Genomic DNA, 15844 nt, shown 5'->3' with positions numbered 1-15844 from the left:
TCAGACCGGCTGTTCGCCTTCCGCGCATACCTTAGGGTGGGCTTGTGACCCGCAGACCCATCGCCGACCACCGCCGCAGGGTGGCCGCCCACCTCGCCGGAGTCGCCCGCACCGAGACCATTCCGGTGTCCGCCGCACTCGACCACGTCACCGCACGGCCGGTGCACGCCCCCTACTCGCTGCCGCTGTTCGACAACTCGGCGATGGACGGTTTCGCCGTCCGGGCCGCCGACGTCACCGCCGGAGCCTCGCTGCCCGTGTTCGGCCGAATCTACGCAGGCGACAACGAACGTCGTGAGTTGCCGCCGGGGGCGGCGATGGCCATCATGACCGGCGCCCCGATGCCACCGGGCGCCGACGCCGTGGTGCCCGTGGAGTCCACTTCCGAGACCGACGACCGGGTCCGGTTCGACGGGCCCGTCGAGAGCGGAGCTTTCGTCCGCCCCGCCGGCGACGACGTGCGCGCCGGCGAGCTGGTGGTGGATGCGCAGACCCGGCTCGCGCCGCGTCACCTGGGCGCTCTCGCCGCCAGCGGCGTGCCGACCGTCGAGGTGCACCGCCGCCCGCGGGTGGCGGTGATCTCCACCGGCAGCGAACTGATCCGCCCGGGCCGCAAGCCTGAAGCGGGGCAAGTCTTCGAGTCCAATTCCCTTGTTCTGCAGTCGCTCTCGTCCAAGCACGGCGCGCAAGTCAACTTCGTGGCCTCCGCGCGCGACGACGGCGACTTCGAAACCATCCTGACCGCCGCATGCCAGGACGCAGACCTGGTGCTCACCTCCGGCGGCATCTCGATGGGCGAACGCGAACCGGTGCGCCAGAGCCTCGGCGACCACGGCTGGTTCGGCCCGATCGCCATGCAGCCCGGCGGCCCCCAGGGGCTGGCGACCTGGCGGGAGACCCCGGTCTGCTGCTTCCCCGGAAACCCGGTGAGCATCGTCGTCTCGTTCGAGGTGCTGCTGCGCGATGCGCTGCGCGCGATCAGCGGGCGGCCACCGGTGCCGTCGTCGCGGGCCCGGCTGGCCCGCGAGGTGACCTCCGTGCCTGGCAAGACCCAGTTCCTGCGCGGCGTCGCGAACCCGGACGGCACGGTGTCCCCCATCGGCGGTCCGGGCAGCCACCTCGCGGTGACCGCCGCCGCCGCCGACCTGCTGATCGAGATCGAGGCCGAGGTGACGCACCTCCCGGCGGGAGCCGAGGTGACCACATGGCCGATGACATGACGCCGGGGCGCCCAGACGGGCTGACCCATCTGCGCGCCGACGGCACCGCGGCCATGGTCGACGTCTCCGACAAGGCCGTCACCAAACGCGTTGCCACCGCGCGCGGGGTCTTTCAGACCAGCCGCGCGGTGATCGAGGCCGTCCGCGGCGGCGGCGTCGCCAAAGGCGACGTGCTGGCGACCGCGCGGATCGCCGGCATCCAGGGCGCCAAACGCACGGCGGACCTGATTCCGCTGTGCCATCCGCTGCCACTGTCGAAGGTGGCCGTCGACTTCACTCTCGACGACGACCGGATCATCGTCACCGCCACGGCCGCGACCACAGGCAAGACCGGGGTCGAGATGGAGGCACTGACCGCGGTGACCGTCGCCGGACTGACCCTGCACGACATGGTCAAGGCGCTCGATCCGGCGGCACAGATGACCGAGGTGGCCCTGCAGGAGAAGACCGGTGGACGCCACGGTCACTGGACCCGCGACACCGCTCCAGCCGGCACCGCGCCGGAGGCCGGCGCCGACCGCGCTCCTCTGCACCGGAGCAACCGGGCAGCGGTCGTCGTCTCCTCCACCCGCGGCGCCGCCGGTGAGCGTGAGGACCGCACCGGACCGGTGATCGCCCGCTGGCTCGCCGATCACGACTTCGAGGTGGACGCGGTCACCGTGGTCGCCGACAACGACTTCGCCGATGCGCTGCACGCGGTCCTGGCGACGGCGCCCGCCGTGCTCATCACCACCGGCGGCACCGGCCCCACCGCCGACGACCGGGTGCCCGAAGCCACCGCGGCGGTGCTCACCACCGAGCTGCCCGGCATCGCCGAGGCCATCCGCGACCGCGGCCGCGCCGCGACCCCGCTGGCGGCGCTCAGCCGGGGGCGGGCCGGCCTGGCCGGGGGCACCTTCGTGGTGAACCTTCCGGGATCACCGGGCGGTGTGAAGGACGGCCTCGAGGTGCTCGGCCCACTGGTGACCCATCTGCTCGAACTGACCGAAGGAGCCGGCCATCATGAGTGACATCCTCGACCGGCCGCTGGACCCGCGGGTGTGCGAACAGCGGGTGCTCACCGACGCCGACGGCGCCCTGGTCACCTTCACCGGGGTGGTGCGCGACCATCACGACGGCCGCGCCGTGGCCTCGCTGCGCTACGAGGCGCATCCGGCTGCGGACAGGTTCCTGCAGGAGGTCCTCGACCGCCATCGCACCGAAGAGGTGCGGGTGGCGGCCCAGCACCGGGTCGGCGACTTGGCGATCGGCGACGCCGCGGTGGTCGTCGCCGTCGCCGCCCCGCACCGGGGAGAGGCCTTCGAGGTCTGCGCGCGCGTGATCGACGAGATCAAGTCCCAGGTGCCGATCTGGAAGCACGAGACCTACACCGACGGCGACACCGCCTGGGTCGGCGCCTGCCGCACCTGACAGGCGGTCAGCAGTTCGCAGCCAGTTCCGGCACAGTCTGCGCTCCTAGTTTCGTCTTTGTCGGTCACGGAGGGATCCGCGGCCGGCAGTCGAAACACTGTCACGTCAAAAGGAGACGACATGATCAACGGAGCCACCACGCAGCGGAACAACCGGCCCGGTAGCCGCCAGCCGCAGCAGCAGCCGCGGCGCCGCCGCCGTCAGCGCGTCTGGAACAGCCGCACCCGCCGCTGGATCTGGCAGTGGCGCTGAGCCCCGTTCTCCCCTGACCGCCCTCCCCACACCATCGCCGTGTGCGCCGATCGGCGCACACGGCGATGGCGTGTGTCCCCGGCCGCGAAGGCTCTCCCCCTGAAGGACTCTCATGTCGCCCGTCGCCGCGATGAAACGCTTCCGCCACGAACTGCTCGCCGAACGTCGCCGCCTCGCCGGTGCCGCCGCACTGCTGATCCTCGCGGCCGCCTCCGACGCGATCGGCGTCTTCGTCCTCTCCGACCTGGTCGACTCCGCGCTGCACGCCAACGGCGTCTGGCATTTCGCCCGGGTTGCACTGCTCTGGCTGGGTATCACGGCCGCCTCGGCAGGCGCGGACTACGCCGGCGCCGTCCTGGCCACCGCCGCCTCCGAACGCATCGTGCTCCGGCTGCGCACCCGCGTCTTCGCTCACGTCCAGCGTCTCTCGCCGCTGACTCATCGTCGCCGCGGCCTCGGCGACCTGGTGGTCCGGCATTCGTCAGATCTGGAAGCCGTCGAGCATCTCATCGCGTCGGGCCTGCTCAGCCTCGCCGTCGCGGGTGTCTCCATCGCGGGCCTGCTGTGCGCCGCCTTCCTGATGAACGCCGTCGTGGCCGGGGTGGCGCTGGCTGCGGTCCCCGTGCTCTGGGCCGTCTCGACACTGTTCAGCGGTCACCAGGCCCGCGTCACTCGCGACGAGCGCGAGGCCAACAGCGACATCGCCGAAGCCGTGAACACCGCGCTGTCCGGGCACGAGACCGCCGTCGCCGATAACCAGGAATCCCGGGAGGCCGATCGCCTGGCCCGCCACGGCCGGCGCTGGGCGCGCGCCCGCCTCGGCGAGACCCGGCTGGAGGCGGGATTCGGCGCGGTGGTCGGGTTCGCCGAAGTGGTGATGACTCTGATCGTCACGGTGACCGGTGTCTGGCAGGTGCGGCGGGGTGATCTGACCATCGGTCAGCTGCTCGCCCTCACCGGCTATCTCGCCATGCTCTATCCCAAGTTGCAGGAGCTCGCCGAGATCCGCCTGTCGGTGGTGTCCACCGCGGTGAGCGCCGATCGGATCGCCGAACTCCTCGACGAACCCGTCCATCTGCCCGAGCCGGAGGACGCCACGGCGCTGACCGCCGCCGCCGGCCGAATGGAACTGCGGGAGGTCACCTTCGGCCGGGGACCGCGCACCGTTCTCAACGGCATCGACCTGACGCTGGAACCGGGCTCGATCGTGGCGCTGGTCGGCCCCAGCGGTGTCGGCAAATCCACGCTCGCCGCCCTGCTCACCAAACTCGAGGCACCGGACTCCGGCCGGATCCTGCTGGACGGCAACGACTTCGAGATCCTCAGCGGCGCCACCGTGCGCGAGCACGTCACGCTGCTGCCGCAGACGCCCACCATCAAGGCCGGTACCGTCGCCGAGAACATCGCCTACGGACGTCCGGACGCGAGCCACGACCAGATCCGGGCCGCGGCGCGGGACGCCGGTGCCGACGAGTTCGTCGAGCACATGCCCGACGGCTACGACACCGTGCTCGCCGACGGCGGAGTGGAGCTGTCCGGAGGCCAGCGGCAGCGGCTGTGCATCGCGCGGGCCATTCTGCGGGACACCCCGGTGCTGGTGCTCGACGAGCCGTCCGCCGCCCTCGACGACGAGACCGTCGACGGGATCGTGGCACCGCTGCGAAGGCTCACCGCGGGCCGGACCACGCTGCTGATCACCCACGATCCACGGCTGACCCGGATCGCCGATCGGGTCCTCACCCTGCGCGAGGGTCGGCTGGTCGCGCCGGCCGGGCGGCACCGCTGCGAGGACGGTCAGTCGAGCGAGTACACCCCGAGTGCGTTGTCGACGATGGTGCCGAAGTACAGCACGCCGTCGCGCTCGGCGACGCTCGTGACGAAGGTGTAGTCGACGCCCTTGGGCCGGATGTCGTGGACCCGGTTGCCGTCGAAGTCGAAGGCGATCACCCAGACCACGTCCTCGGGGGCGGGGCCGAGGCCCTCGGGCACTTTGGCCAGCACCTTGCGTGCCCGCGCCGGGAGCTTGAAGATGCCTTCCAGCAACGGGTTTCGCGGCGAGGCCAGTGCGCACCAGACCAGTCCGTCGCTGCCGATCGACATGTTGTCCGGGTAGCCGGGCAGATCGTCGAGCACCACTTCGGTGGCGCCCTCGTCCTCGCCGGTCAGCCAGTAGCGGGTGATCCGGGAGGCGCCGGTCTCAGCGACCAGGACGAAGGACTCGTCGGGGGCCAGCACCAGGCCGTTGGCGAACTGCAGATCGTCGAGCAGCACGTCGACCGCGCCGTCGGGGCTCCGCCGGATCAGGCGGCCGCTCCCGGAGTGCTCGATGATGTCCGAACGCCAGTGGTCGATGGTGAACCGCTGGGACGACGCGGTGAAGTAGACGGTGCCGTCGGCCGCGCCGACCACGTTGCTCGCGAAATGCAGCGGCCGGTCGTCGACGGTGTCCACCAGCACTTCGGGGCGCCCGCTGCCGTTGTCGAGCCGCAGGACACCGCGGTCGTGGTCGCAGATCAGTATGGCGCCGTCGGGCAGCACCTCCAGGCCCAGGAGATGACCTGCGGTGTCGGCGAGCACCTCGACCGCATCGGTGTCCGGCGTGACCGCGACCAGACGCCCGTCGTCCAGGCCGGTGAGCACCCGTCCGTCGGGCAGACACACGACGTCCTCGGGTCCGTTGCCGGGCAGCGCGATACGTCGAAAAGTGTTCACAGGCCCTTTCTTATCAGGATCGGGAGCCGGGCGCGTGTGCCATAAGTCCTATTGGCTCGTTCCGGTGACCCCCAGCATACCGTCGCCCGCCGAATCAGCCGGTGCATCGAGTTGCATAAGAACTATGTTGCATAGAACCTTGTTGCACGGGTAGCGTCGTGGCATGGCATTGGAGCACGCGATCCTGGTGTCGCTCGCCGAGCGCCCCGGCACCGGGTACGAGATCGGCCGGCAGTTCCAGCGGTCGATCGGCTACTTCTGGTCGGCGACGCACCAGCAGATCTACCGGACGCTCAAGAAGCTCGACGCCGACGGGCTGGTCACCTACCACGACGTCTCCCAGGACGGCCGCCCGGACAAGAAGGTCTACACCATCTCCGAGGCCGGGCGGCAGTTGCTGGCCGACTGGGTCAGCAGCCCGACCCCGGTGATGCCGATGCGCAGCGACCTCGGCGTCAAACTGCGGGCCGCAGAGTTCGGCGACCTGGCCGCGGTGATCGGCGAGCTCAAGGCTCACCGGGACGAGGCGCACGCCATGCTCGACCTCTACCGCGGTTTCGAACGCGACTACTACCCGGAGCCGGATGCGCTCAGCGGCCGCAAGCTGCACCAGTACCTGGTGCTGCGCGGCGGGGTCCGCGCCTTCGAAGCCACCGTCGGGTGGTGCGACGAGACTCTCGCGGGTCTGCAGCGCGAACTCGACACCGAGAATCAGCGCGGCACTCCCGCCTCCTGACCGCCCGACAGCCCCCGCACCTCCGACAGCCCCGGAACCTCCGAGAAGAAAGGTCGCCATGTCAGCCCCGACCAGCGCCCCCAACGCCCACTACCCCTTGCTCTTCGAGCCGCTGCAGATCGGCGGCATGACGCTCAAGAACCGCGTCGTGATGGGGTCCATGCACACCGGTCTGGAAGACCGCATCTGGGACACGCCCAAGCTGGCCGCGTACTACGCCGAGCGGGCGCGCGGCGGTGTGGGCCTGATCATCACCGGCGGCTTCTCCCCCACCCGCACCGGCCTGCTCCTGCCGTTCGCCGGCAAGATGACCAATCACGCCGACGTGTTGCGCCATCGCGAGTTCACCAAGGCCGTGCACGCCGAGGACGGCAAGATCGCGCTGCAGATCATCCACGCCGGCCGCTACGGGTACACCCCACTCAAGGTCGCGGCCGGCAGTGAGCCGTCGCCGATCCACCCGTTCAAGCACATGAAGATGAACGACCAGATGATCCGGCACGTGATCCGGACCTTCGGCGAGGCCGCCAAGCTGGCCCGGCGGGCCGGGTACGACGCGATCGAGTTGATGGGCGGCGAGGGCTACCTGATCAACCAGTTCCTCTGTCCGCGCACCAACGACCGCACCGACAAGTGGGGCGGGTCCACCGACAACCGGCAGCGCTTCCTGCTCGAGATCGTCAAGGAGGTCCGCAAGCAGGTGCCGCGCGACTACCCGGTGATCCTGCGCCAGTCCGTCGCCGACTTCGTCAAGGGCGGCCAGACCTTCGACGAGATCGCCCTGCTGGCCCAGCGCGTCGAGGAACTCGGCGTCGACGCCATCAACACCGACATCGGCTGGCACGAAGCCCAGGTGCCCACCATCGTCACCTCGGTGCCGCGCGGCGCCTTCGTGAAGTTCACCGAGCGGCTGCGCGACGTGGTCGACATCCCGCTGATCGCGTCGAATCGCATCAACACCCCCGAGTTCGCCGAGGAGATCCTGGAGCGCGGCAAGGTCGACGCCGTCTCGATGGCGCGCCCTCTGCTGGCCGACCCGGATTTCGTGAACAAGGCCGAGGAGGGTCGCTCCGACGAGATCAACACGTGCATCGGCTGCAACCAGGCCTGCCTGGACCATGCCTTCGTCGGCAAGAAGGTGTCGTGCCTGCTGAACCCGCGCGCCGGCCGGGAGACCGTGCTGACGCTCGGGCAGACCCGCCACGCGAGCCGGATCGCCGTGATCGGCGCCGGACCGGCCGGGCTGTCGGCGGCGGTCTCGGCCGCCCAGCGCGGGCACCGCGTCGACCTGTACGAGGCCGGCGACACCATCGGCGGACAGTTCTCCATCGCCGCCCGGATCCCGGGCAAGGAGGAGTTCAACGAAACCATCCGCTATTACACCCGTCAGCTCGAGGTCAACAACGTCACGGTCCACCTCGGCACTCGGGTGAGCCCGCAGGAGATCATCGACGACGGGTTCGACCAGGTGATCATCGCGACCGGCGTGACCCCCCGAATCCCGTCGATCGAGGGCATCGATCATCCGATGGTGATGTCGTACGCGGACGCCGTGCTGGGCCACCGCGAGGTGGGCAAGCGCGTGGCGGTGATCGGCGCCGGCGGCATCGGCTTCGACGTCACCGAGTTCCTCACCGTCGACGAGTCCCCCACCCTGAACCTCAAGGAGTGGGAACAGGAGTGGGGCGTCACCGAAGACCTCGACACCCCGGGCTTCGTCACCAAGCCGCGTCCGCTGCCGGCGACCCGGCAGGTCTACATGGTGCAGCGCAAGGCCGGCAGCCAGGGCAAGACCCTCGGCAAGACCACCGGCTGGGTGCACCGCGCCACGGTCAAGATGAAGGGCGTCGAACAGATCTCCGGCGCCACCTACGACAAGATCGACGACGAGGGTCTGCACATCACCGTGCACGACAAGGAAGGCAACGAGACCGGCAAGCGGGTCCTCGAGGTGGACAACGTGGTCGTGTGCGCCGGCCAGGAGTCGGTCCGCGATCTCGTCGACCCGCTCACCGAGGCGGGCGTCACCACGCACGTGATCGGCGGCGCGGATCTCGCGTCGGAACTCGACGCCAAGCGGGCCATCCGCCAGGGCACCGAGGTGGCCGCCGGCCTGCCGTGACCGAGTCGGCCCTCGCTGCTCGGTCACGCCGCGCTGCCGTTCCCGCCGATCGCGCGGAGTCCTCGCCCGACACCGGCGTTCTCACAGCCATAGGGGGAGAATCTCCCCTTCCTCGCGCACAGGAGCCTCTCTCCGTCGAGGGTCGAACCGAGTGGGGGTCGGGCCACCACGACGTGAGTAGTTGCGCACCCGAGATCAAGTAGCCGGCGATCTTCGCTCGATCTCGTCCTCACCTGACGGCACGTTGTATCTCGCCGTCGCGCAGGGTGATCTCATCCGGATCGTGGTGATCCCGGCTTCGGGTGGACCTTCGGGTGACGACTGACTTCGACCTTGCGGCGTGCGCGCGCGAGAACGCTCCGCACCGTCTGCTGACCGACCGCCAGCCGATCGGCGATGTCACCGGTGGTGACGCCCGCTGCGGTCATGCCGAGGATCTCGGCCTCGCGGGTTGTCAGCACCGCACCGCCCAGCACCTCGCGAACCGGTGCAGTCATCATGCCTTCACATCGCTCGCGCAGATCCGCGAAACGCTCCAGAAGCATCGTCGCCCGCCGAGCTTCTCCCGCGCGGCGATGAAGCGTTATGCCCCGCGCCAGCGTGTCCACCGCCGACGGCACGAACCCGAGGCGCTCGAACTCCATCGCGGTGGCGACCAGCCGTGGCGGAGACGACGCCAGCAGAGCCGCGGCATGCTCGCGCTGCAGCCCAGTCAATCGCCCCTCGCATGTGGCCGCGAGCGCAAGCAGTTCCCGTGCCGCCGCCACATCGCCGAGACGGACCGCCCAGTGCAGCACCACCAGTGCGTCGTGTCGTTGCTCGGCGGCAAGGCACACCGCGGCCACTTCGCGGAACCGTGCCGCCGGTCGGGTGAGTTCCCCCTCGGCGAGCCATAGGAAGGCCTCGGCAAGCCGCGGATTGGTCCCCGTCCAACCGTCCGCAGTACGCGTCATCCGTGCGGTGACCGCGTGCGCCCGGCGGGCGCCGTCCACGTCACAGCTGATCGCACAGATCGCCGCGAGCTGCGCTGCGGTGCCCCGCCCCAAGCCGGTCCGGTCGTCGTCCCCCAGCGCCCGGAGCGCGTTCTCGCAGAATCGGCGCGCGCTCGTGAACCGCCCCTGGGCGGCGGCGACCTGCGCCGCCGTGCTGCACGCGATGGCCTGCGGAACATGGTGCAGCAGGGTAGCCTCCAGCAACTCGTCGACCCGGTCCTGCGCGCCGGAAAGGTCACCGTCGGCCAGCAGCGCCTGTACCAGGGTGCGGCGGGCACCGGTACCCGCCAGCGAGACTCCCGTACCGGTCGACTCCAGGGCGTCGCGCGAGTAGGCGATGGGACGACCGGTCTCACCGCAGCGGCGCAGCGCTTCGGCTTCGACGTACTTTCCGACCACCATCCACAGCGGCGCACTTTCGGCGATCCCCCGCGCCCGACGCGACCACAAGAGCGCCTGATACTGGTTCCCGACGTTGACGTGTGCCAGGGCGCGCAGCGCAGCGAACGCCGACCGCAAGCCCAGCGCCTGGATGCGGGGCTCGAACTTGTCGAGGACCGCCAGCGCGGCGGCTTGGTCACCGTCACCGAGGGTGTGATTGATCGCCCGTGTGACTGCGTAACCCGCCAGCTCCTCCTCATCCAGGGAATCCGGATCCACCTCACCCAGAAGCTCTTTCGCCTTCCGGGCATGCCCTATCCCCGATTCGGCACGGGACAGCTGCATCAGCGCCGACGGCCCCGCCCCACCGTCCACTGCGCGTTCAGCGAGACCTGCGGCCAGCTGAAGATCGCCGAGTAAGAAGGCCGCCGCCGAACTCTCCGCGAACGCGGACGCGTCGAGCGGCAACTCGTATTCCAGGCACAACCGGGCCCGGTGCAACCTCTCCACCGCGCCGTCGGACACCTCGCCGAGTACGTCGACCAGTTCGCCTACCAGCCGCCGCCGTTCCAGAGCACCCATCTCCGCCCGGTGGATCTCTGTGAAGAGAGCGTGACCGGGCACGACGGTGTCCGCGAACGGCAGGATCAGCTCCCCCTCGGCGGCGCCGACGCCCCCGGCCAGCCCGAGCCGATCGACGACGCTCCGCGGCAGCGGGTTGCACAGACTCAGCAGCCCCAGCAGCCGCCTCTGGTCGGCCGTCGCCGTGAACAGCCGTTCGGCCCCCGCTCGGCGCAGGTCATCGCTCACCGCCGGGGCCGGGCGCAGCCGCCATGTGCCGTCGCTCGCCGGAGCCAGGTCCCCGGCCTGCATTGCACCGTCGACGTACTCGATCACGTTGAACGGGTTGCCTTCGCAAACGCGATGGATACGCACCGCATCAGAGATCTCCACGGGGCCGCCGAGTCGTTCCTCGACGAATGCCGTCGTCGATGCCAGGTCAAGTGCTGTCACCTGCACTTCGTGTGCCCCCGCGGTCTCCAGCGCGGCCCGCAGCGACGGATCGAGTTCCCCGCTGGCCGTGACGATCCCCGCACCGGCGACCGAAACGAACAACCGTCCGACGATCGCCGCTGACGCGCCGTCGAGATGCTCGGCCGCCTCCACGACGACGATGGCGCCGTCGGACAGCAGTCGCTCGCGCAGCCGATCGACGATCACCGGCGCGCCGTCGGACGCGGCGACTGGAACCGCTGCGGTGACCGCAGCGAGCGGTGTGTGCGCCATGGCGGGGGTGCCGATGATCCAGAAAGGTCGGCGACCGAGCGAAGCCGCGAACTGTCGCGCGAGGGTGGTCTTGCCGATCCCGGCGGGCCCGGTGACGAGGACCGGGCGACCGGACGCCCATGCAGAAGCCACCGCCGAGAACTCGGCGGTGCGCCGATACGCCCATGTCGCCACATCCGGATTATCAGCCCGATCGGCCGCCTGCGCCCGGGTTTGCCGGCTTGTACTGCAGTTCGGTCACGCGCACGACGCGGACAGCTGTTCCCGCCAGATCTCCGCCAGCGCCTTGCGGTCGCGCACACCGAGCTTGCCGGATGCTCGCAGCAGGTGCCCCTCGATCGTGCGCACCGACAACTGCAATTGCTCGGCGATCTGCGCGTTGCTTCGGGTCTGAGCGACCAGGGCGACGATCTCCGCCTCGCGCCGGGTGAGCAGCGGTGCGGCCACCAGCCGCTGCGCCGGCGACGCCAGGCCGCCGACCGCTTCGGCCAGCCGCTTGGCGGCGAGGTGGTCGGTCACAGCGGCGGGCGTGGCGCCGGCCGCTCGCCGAGCATCGGCGGCCTGCGCGAAGGCGTCGGCTGCCACAGGCACCAAGCCGAGGCTGCGGTATCGCTCGGCGACCGCTTCCAGGCCGGCCCCGTCCGCCGTCCGCACCGCACCCGCGTATCCGGAGAGCGCATCGATCCGGCGAGCGGGCTCCACCGTCTCGGCCACCGTCCCCACCCCCGCGGTCAGCCGGCGCGTCACCTCCGTCTCGCCCGGCACCAGGAAACGCGCCGCCAGCTCGAAGTGGTCCACTGCCAGTGTCGGCGCAGCACCCGTGATCGCCTCGGCGAAGTCCAGCAGACAGTCGACGGAACCGGCAGCGTCTCCATCGGCCGCCAGCGACCAGGCCCGGTCCAGAGTCAGTTCACTCACGGTCAGCAGCGCGTACGGGTCCACGGGGACCTCGATCGGCGCCGCCCCCGCGCGCCAGCCCGTCCCCGTCGACATCAGGGTGATCCGGCCCATCAACCTGGCCGACGAATCCTCCAGCCTGGTCGCGACCAGGAACGGCGCGCTGTCCCGCAGTTCCGCAAGGGCATCGTCGAATCTACCCGCGTTCGCATGCGCTACTCCGCAGACGAAGTCGGCGGCCGCGCACACCTGATCACTCCGCCACCCGCTCGCCTGCCGAATCCGCTCCGTGTCCGCGCAGGCACGGTCCGCACCGCTCACGGCGGTCTGCAGGCGCACGTCCACGTACGCCAGGTGGAACATGAGCAGGCCGTCGTCGTCGGCCGCCGACCCCACCGCGTCGAGGAGGCCCCGCGCCTCGGTGTAGCGGCCGACGAGCATCGCGGTCTCGGCGAGGAGGAAGCAGAACCAGGCTCCGCTCATGCGATCGCGGCTCATGCGCTCGGCCACACCCCCGATCAGCCCACCCTCGTCCGAATCGTGCAGGTCCAGGAAGGCACGGCCGCCGAGCTTCCGCCTCCGCCCGAACTCGGTGAGGAAGTCGACCAACCCACGCCAGGCGGGCAGCGGCTCGTCGGCCCACCGGACGGTCAGCACACGGAGAGACTCGAGGTGGTTCAGGTGGATCAGCGCCCACGCGTACAGCACCGCCAGCTCCGGATCGTCGGCCGAGTGGATGTCGGCGCGTGGCGCTGCAAGGGCACGCACCGCCTCCGGATCACCGAGCCGGTGGGCGCTCCTGGCCGCTGCGAGCCGGACGCCGGCCGAGGCCCCCTGCGGAGTGGTCAGCGCGAGGAGTCCGGTCAGCGCCAACGCCTCATCCTCGAGAGAAGCCCCGGTTCGCGTGCCGGAGCCGACCTTGATCGCCGTCGCCAACCGACCGGCCAACTCGGCCCGCCGCAATGCCGGAGTGCGTCGGGCCGCCGCATCGGCGAGGAACGGGACTGTGAGACGCACCCTTGTGGTGTCGGCCTCGATCACGCCGCACCGCTCCGCTTCCAGCAGCGCATCCCAGCCGGCGAGGTCGATCATCGGGCCCAGTGGCAGCCAGTCGAGCATCCGCGTACCGATCACCGGGGTCGCCGCGCCGAAGCACTCCACCACCGCTAACGCACCCTCGGACAACCCCTCGACGGCCTCGGCCAGCCGTTCCCGCTCCTCCACCGACGGGCTCGGACGTTGCATGAGCACCGCGACCCCGCCGACCACCTCCCATTGATCGGCCTCGAGCGACGAGGCGGTCAGATCGACCAGCGTCGCGGGAGCGCCGCGGGACCATCGGGTGAAGGCAGCGACATCGCGAGTGGTGACCGGATGACCGATCACCCGAGTCAGATAGTCGCGCACCTCCCGCGCACCGATCGCCGGGAGATCCACGCGCGGCAAGTGCCTGTCCTTCCACAGCGACCGCACCGCCGGGGCCGGCGACCGGTCGGCATCGAGTACGCAGGCCAGAAATGCGGGCACGTTGTCGTGCACGACGAGCGAATGCACGATCGCCGCCGCATCGTCGTCGAGCAAGTGTGCGTCGTCGACGAACAGCGCCGTCCCCGAGCGCTCACGACACGCATCGGCGACCGCCCATCGCAGCCACGCCGCCGGCCGGTCCCCCTCCGGAGCGGTCGTCTCTCGGCATGCCGGAAGGTGCCCGAACACGAGGTCCGGTGTGCGCCGGACACCACTCACGGTGAGCACCGGGCCTGCGTACCGATTCCGCAGGGCCTCCAGAATCGTGGTCTTCCCTGATCCGGCCGGTCCCACTACCACGCACCCGCGTTCTTGCGCGTCACCGTCCAGGCGCGCGCGAAGCAGTGCCTGTTCCGCCTGGTAGCCGGTCTCGATCGTGGGCATACACGGATTATCTGCCAGGTCACCGGACCGTGAACTGCCTTCCCGCAGGCCGCTGGACATCCATCCGATCGAGCGACGTCTTCCAGCGTCGCTCTACGATGACGTCCATGGCTCTTCCCGCACCGAACCCGTCCGCCCGCGCCGTGGTCACCGGCGCCTCCTCCGGCATCGGCATGGCCCTGGCCTGCGTGCTCGCCGACCGCGGGCATTCGCTTATCCTGGTGGCCCGGCGCGGCGAGATCCTGGAGGAGCTGGCGGCCGAACTGCGGCGGAGGTGCGGCGTCGAGGTGGAGGTGCGCGCCACCGATCTGTCCGACGCCGAGGCCACCGGGCGGCTGTGCGAGGAGCTCGCGGCCCGGGAGATCTCCGTGCTCTGCAACAACGCCGGCATCGCGACCTTCGGGCCGCTGGCCGACCTGGACCCGGGCTACGAGCGGGCGCAGGTGCTGCTGAACGTCAACGCCGTGCACGACCTCACCCTGGCCGTGCTACCCCAGATGGTGGAGCGTGGCGCCGGCGGAATCCTCATGGTCGGGTCGGCGGCCGGCAACATGCCGATCCCCAACAATGCGACCTACGCCGCGACCAAGGCCTTCGTGAACACCTTCAGCGAGTCGCTGCGCGGCGAGCTCGCGGGCACCGGCGTGCACGTGACGCTGCTGGCCCCGGGACCGGTGCGCACCCAGACGCCCACCGAGGACGAGGCCTCCATCGTCGACAAGATGGTCCCCGACTTCCTCTGGCACTCCTCCCAGCGCGTCGCCGAGATGAGCCTGGATGCACTGTCGCGCAACAAGATGCGCGTGGTGCCCGGTGCACTGTCCAAGGCGATGTCGGTGGCCGGCGGCTACAGCCCGCGCGCGATCGTGGCGCCGATCGTCGGCACCTTCTACGCCAAGCTGGGCGAGGGCGAGTAAACCGGCCGGTCCCGCCGCAGACCCGCAGGGCTAGAGTCGGATGTCGTGGAAGACAAACTCGTCTGGATCGACTGCGAGATGACCGGCCTGGACACCGGCTCCGACAAACTCATCGAGATCGCCGCGCTCGTCACCGACAGCGACCTCAACGTCCTCGGCGACGGCGTCGACGTGGTGATCCATGCCGACGATGCGGCGCTGGCGGCGATGCCCCGCGTCGTGGTCAAGATGCACGCCGCCTCGGGACTCACCGAGGAGGTCCGTGCGTCCACGGTGAGCGTCGCCGAGGCCGAACAGATGGTCCTGAAGTATCTGCGCGAGCACATCTCCACTTCCGGCTCGGTGCCCCTGGCAGGCAACTCGATCGCGACCGACCGCGCGTTCATCGCCCGGGACATGCCGGAGCTGAACAACTTCCTGCACTACCGGATGATCGACGTCAGCTCGATCAAGGAACTGTGCCGCCGGTGGTTCCCGGCCATCTACTTCGGACAGCCGGAGAAGGGCCTGGCCCACCGCGCCCTGGCCGACATCCGCGAATCGATCCGCGAGCTCCGCTACTACCGCGAGGCCGCCTTCGTCGACGCTCCCGGCCCCGACGCCGAGGAGCTGCAAACGCTCGTCGAGAACCTCGGACCTGCGTAAACGACACTGCGGTAATCCGATTGGAGTTTCACCCCACCGAACGGATAGAGTGTTGTCCTGACCCTGAGAAGCGGTAACGCCGATCAGCGTCGATGGTGACTGTAGTTCAGTTGGTAGAGCACCAGGTTGTGATCCTGGCTGTCGCGGGTTCGAGTCCCGTCAGTCACCCCGAAGAAGAGATAGTGCCTGGCCTGCGAATGCAGGCCAGGCACTATCTCGTTTCTGCCGTCTTGTGGTCCGGCACCGGTGTCGACGGCCCTCGACACCGGACCGGCCGCTCCGGACATCGTCCCTCTGGCGGCAACAAAGGGAGATTCGGGCTGTTTCGATTTCGTTCTGACGGGGCGCGCTGATGGGGCCGC

12 protein-coding genes and 1 tRNA gene are annotated in these 15844 nt (G+C 70.0%); 10 read left to right on the top strand and 3 right to left on the bottom strand.

Features of this window, described 5'->3' with window-relative positions; translation table 11 throughout:
• Window positions 1-44 precede the first annotated feature (44 nt).
• The 5 genes from ABD732_RS09055 (at window position 45) to ABD732_RS09035 (ending at window position 4770) form a co-directional block, all read left to right on the top strand.
• Window positions 45-1220, top strand: a complete 1176-nt coding sequence (locus ABD732_RS09055) for a molybdopterin molybdotransferase MoeA (RefSeq protein ID WP_344782829.1) — start codon at window positions 45-47, stop codon at window positions 1218-1220.
• Window positions 1205-2230, top strand: coding sequence for a bifunctional molybdenum cofactor biosynthesis protein MoaC/MoaB (moaCB, locus tag ABD732_RS09050; RefSeq protein ID WP_344782827.1), 1026 nt, complete (start codon window positions 1205-1207; stop codon window positions 2228-2230). Before ABD732_RS09055 ends, moaCB begins: the two co-directional genes overlap by 16 nt.
• Window positions 2223-2630 (top strand): molybdenum cofactor biosynthesis protein MoaE, encoded by a 408-nt coding sequence (locus ABD732_RS09045; protein ID WP_344782825.1) that lies wholly within the window; start codon window positions 2223-2225, stop codon window positions 2628-2630. Before moaCB ends, ABD732_RS09045 begins: the two co-directional genes overlap by 8 nt.
• A 120-nt stretch (window positions 2631-2750) precedes the next feature.
• Window positions 2751-2882: a hypothetical protein gene (locus tag ABD732_RS09040; RefSeq protein ID WP_344782823.1), complete on the top strand. Its 132-nt coding sequence runs from the start codon at window positions 2751-2753 to the stop codon at window positions 2880-2882.
• A 112-nt stretch (window positions 2883-2994) separates the two neighbouring features.
• Window positions 2995-4770, top strand: coding sequence for an ABC transporter ATP-binding protein (locus ABD732_RS09035; protein WP_344782821.1), 1776 nt, complete (start codon window positions 2995-2997; stop codon window positions 4768-4770).
• Here ABD732_RS09035 and ABD732_RS09030 read toward each other — a convergent pair.
• Window positions 4677-5594, bottom strand: a complete 918-nt coding sequence (locus tag ABD732_RS09030) for an SMP-30/gluconolactonase/LRE family protein (protein ID WP_344782819.1) — start codon at window positions 5592-5594, stop codon at window positions 4677-4679. The genes ABD732_RS09035 and ABD732_RS09030 overlap by 94 nt on opposite strands.
• A gap of 163 nt (window positions 5595-5757) precedes the next feature.
• Here ABD732_RS09030 and ABD732_RS09025 point away from each other — a divergent pair, with 163 nt between their 5' ends.
• Entirely contained in the window at window positions 5758-6330 is a 573-nt protein-coding gene (locus ABD732_RS09025) for a PadR family transcriptional regulator (protein ID WP_344782817.1), read from the top strand.
• 58 nt (window positions 6331-6388) lie between these two features.
• The gene (locus tag ABD732_RS09020) at window positions 6389-8452 is read left to right on the top strand and encodes an oxidoreductase (protein WP_344782815.1); all 2064 of its coding nucleotides are present in this window, start codon (window positions 6389-6391) and stop codon (window positions 8450-8452) included.
• Between the two features lie 272 nt (window positions 8453-8724).
• Here the strand turns inward: ABD732_RS09020 and ABD732_RS09015 are convergent, their stop codons facing one another.
• On the bottom strand, window positions 8725-11286 hold the full coding sequence (locus ABD732_RS09015; protein ID WP_344782813.1) for a LuxR C-terminal-related transcriptional regulator: 2562 nt from the start codon (window positions 11284-11286) through the stop codon (window positions 8725-8727).
• A gap of 63 nt (window positions 11287-11349) precedes the next feature.
• Complete coding sequence (locus ABD732_RS09010; protein ID WP_344782811.1) at window positions 11350-13920, bottom strand: LuxR C-terminal-related transcriptional regulator; 2571 nt, start codon at window positions 13918-13920, stop codon at window positions 11350-11352.
• Window positions 13921-14027: 107 nt separating this feature from the next.
• Between ABD732_RS09010 and cmrA the strand changes: the two genes are divergently transcribed.
• The 3 genes from cmrA (at window position 14028) to ABD732_RS08995 (ending at window position 15650) form a co-directional block, all read left to right on the top strand.
• Window positions 14028-14837: a mycolate reductase gene (gene cmrA, locus ABD732_RS09005; protein ID WP_344782809.1), complete on the top strand. Its 810-nt coding sequence runs from the start codon at window positions 14028-14030 to the stop codon at window positions 14835-14837.
• Window positions 14838-14882: 45 nt separating this feature from the next.
• Window positions 14883-15482, top strand: coding sequence for an oligoribonuclease (gene orn, locus ABD732_RS09000; RefSeq protein ID WP_344782807.1), 600 nt, complete (start codon window positions 14883-14885; stop codon window positions 15480-15482).
• A 95-nt stretch (window positions 15483-15577) separates the two neighbouring features.
• A tRNA-His gene (locus tag ABD732_RS08995) sits at window positions 15578-15650 on the top strand.
• Window positions 15651-15844 lie beyond the last annotated feature (194 nt).

Origin of the sequence: Gordonia caeni (assembly GCF_039537105.1) — a bacterium.
Taxonomy (GTDB): Bacteria; Actinomycetota; Actinomycetes; order Mycobacteriales; family Mycobacteriaceae; genus Gordonia; species Gordonia caeni.
Note: the sequence above shows the minus strand (reverse complement) of the source record. Positions and strands in the feature narration are given on the sequence as shown.

Coding starts and splice junctions, on each gene's coding strand:
- cmrA (WP_344782809.1), top strand. CDS start 14,028: ATGGCTCTTCCCGCACCGAACCCGTCCGCCCGCGCCGTGGTCACCGGC.
- ABD732_RS09040 (WP_344782823.1), top strand. CDS start 2,751: ATGATCAACGGAGCCACCACGCAGCGGAACAACCGGCCCGGTAGCCGC.
- moaCB (WP_344782827.1), top strand. CDS start 1,205: ATGGCCGATGACATGACGCCGGGGCGCCCAGACGGGCTGACCCATCTG.
- ABD732_RS09010 (WP_344782811.1), bottom strand. CDS start 13,920: ATGCCCACGATCGAGACCGGCTACCAGGCGGAACAGGCACTGCTTCGC.
- ABD732_RS09035 (WP_344782821.1), top strand. CDS start 2,995: ATGTCGCCCGTCGCCGCGATGAAACGCTTCCGCCACGAACTGCTCGCC.
- ABD732_RS09025 (WP_344782817.1), top strand. CDS start 5,758: ATGGCATTGGAGCACGCGATCCTGGTGTCGCTCGCCGAGCGCCCCGGC.
- ABD732_RS09020 (WP_344782815.1), top strand. CDS start 6,389: ATGTCAGCCCCGACCAGCGCCCCCAACGCCCACTACCCCTTGCTCTTC.
- ABD732_RS09045 (WP_344782825.1), top strand. CDS start 2,223: ATGAGTGACATCCTCGACCGGCCGCTGGACCCGCGGGTGTGCGAACAG.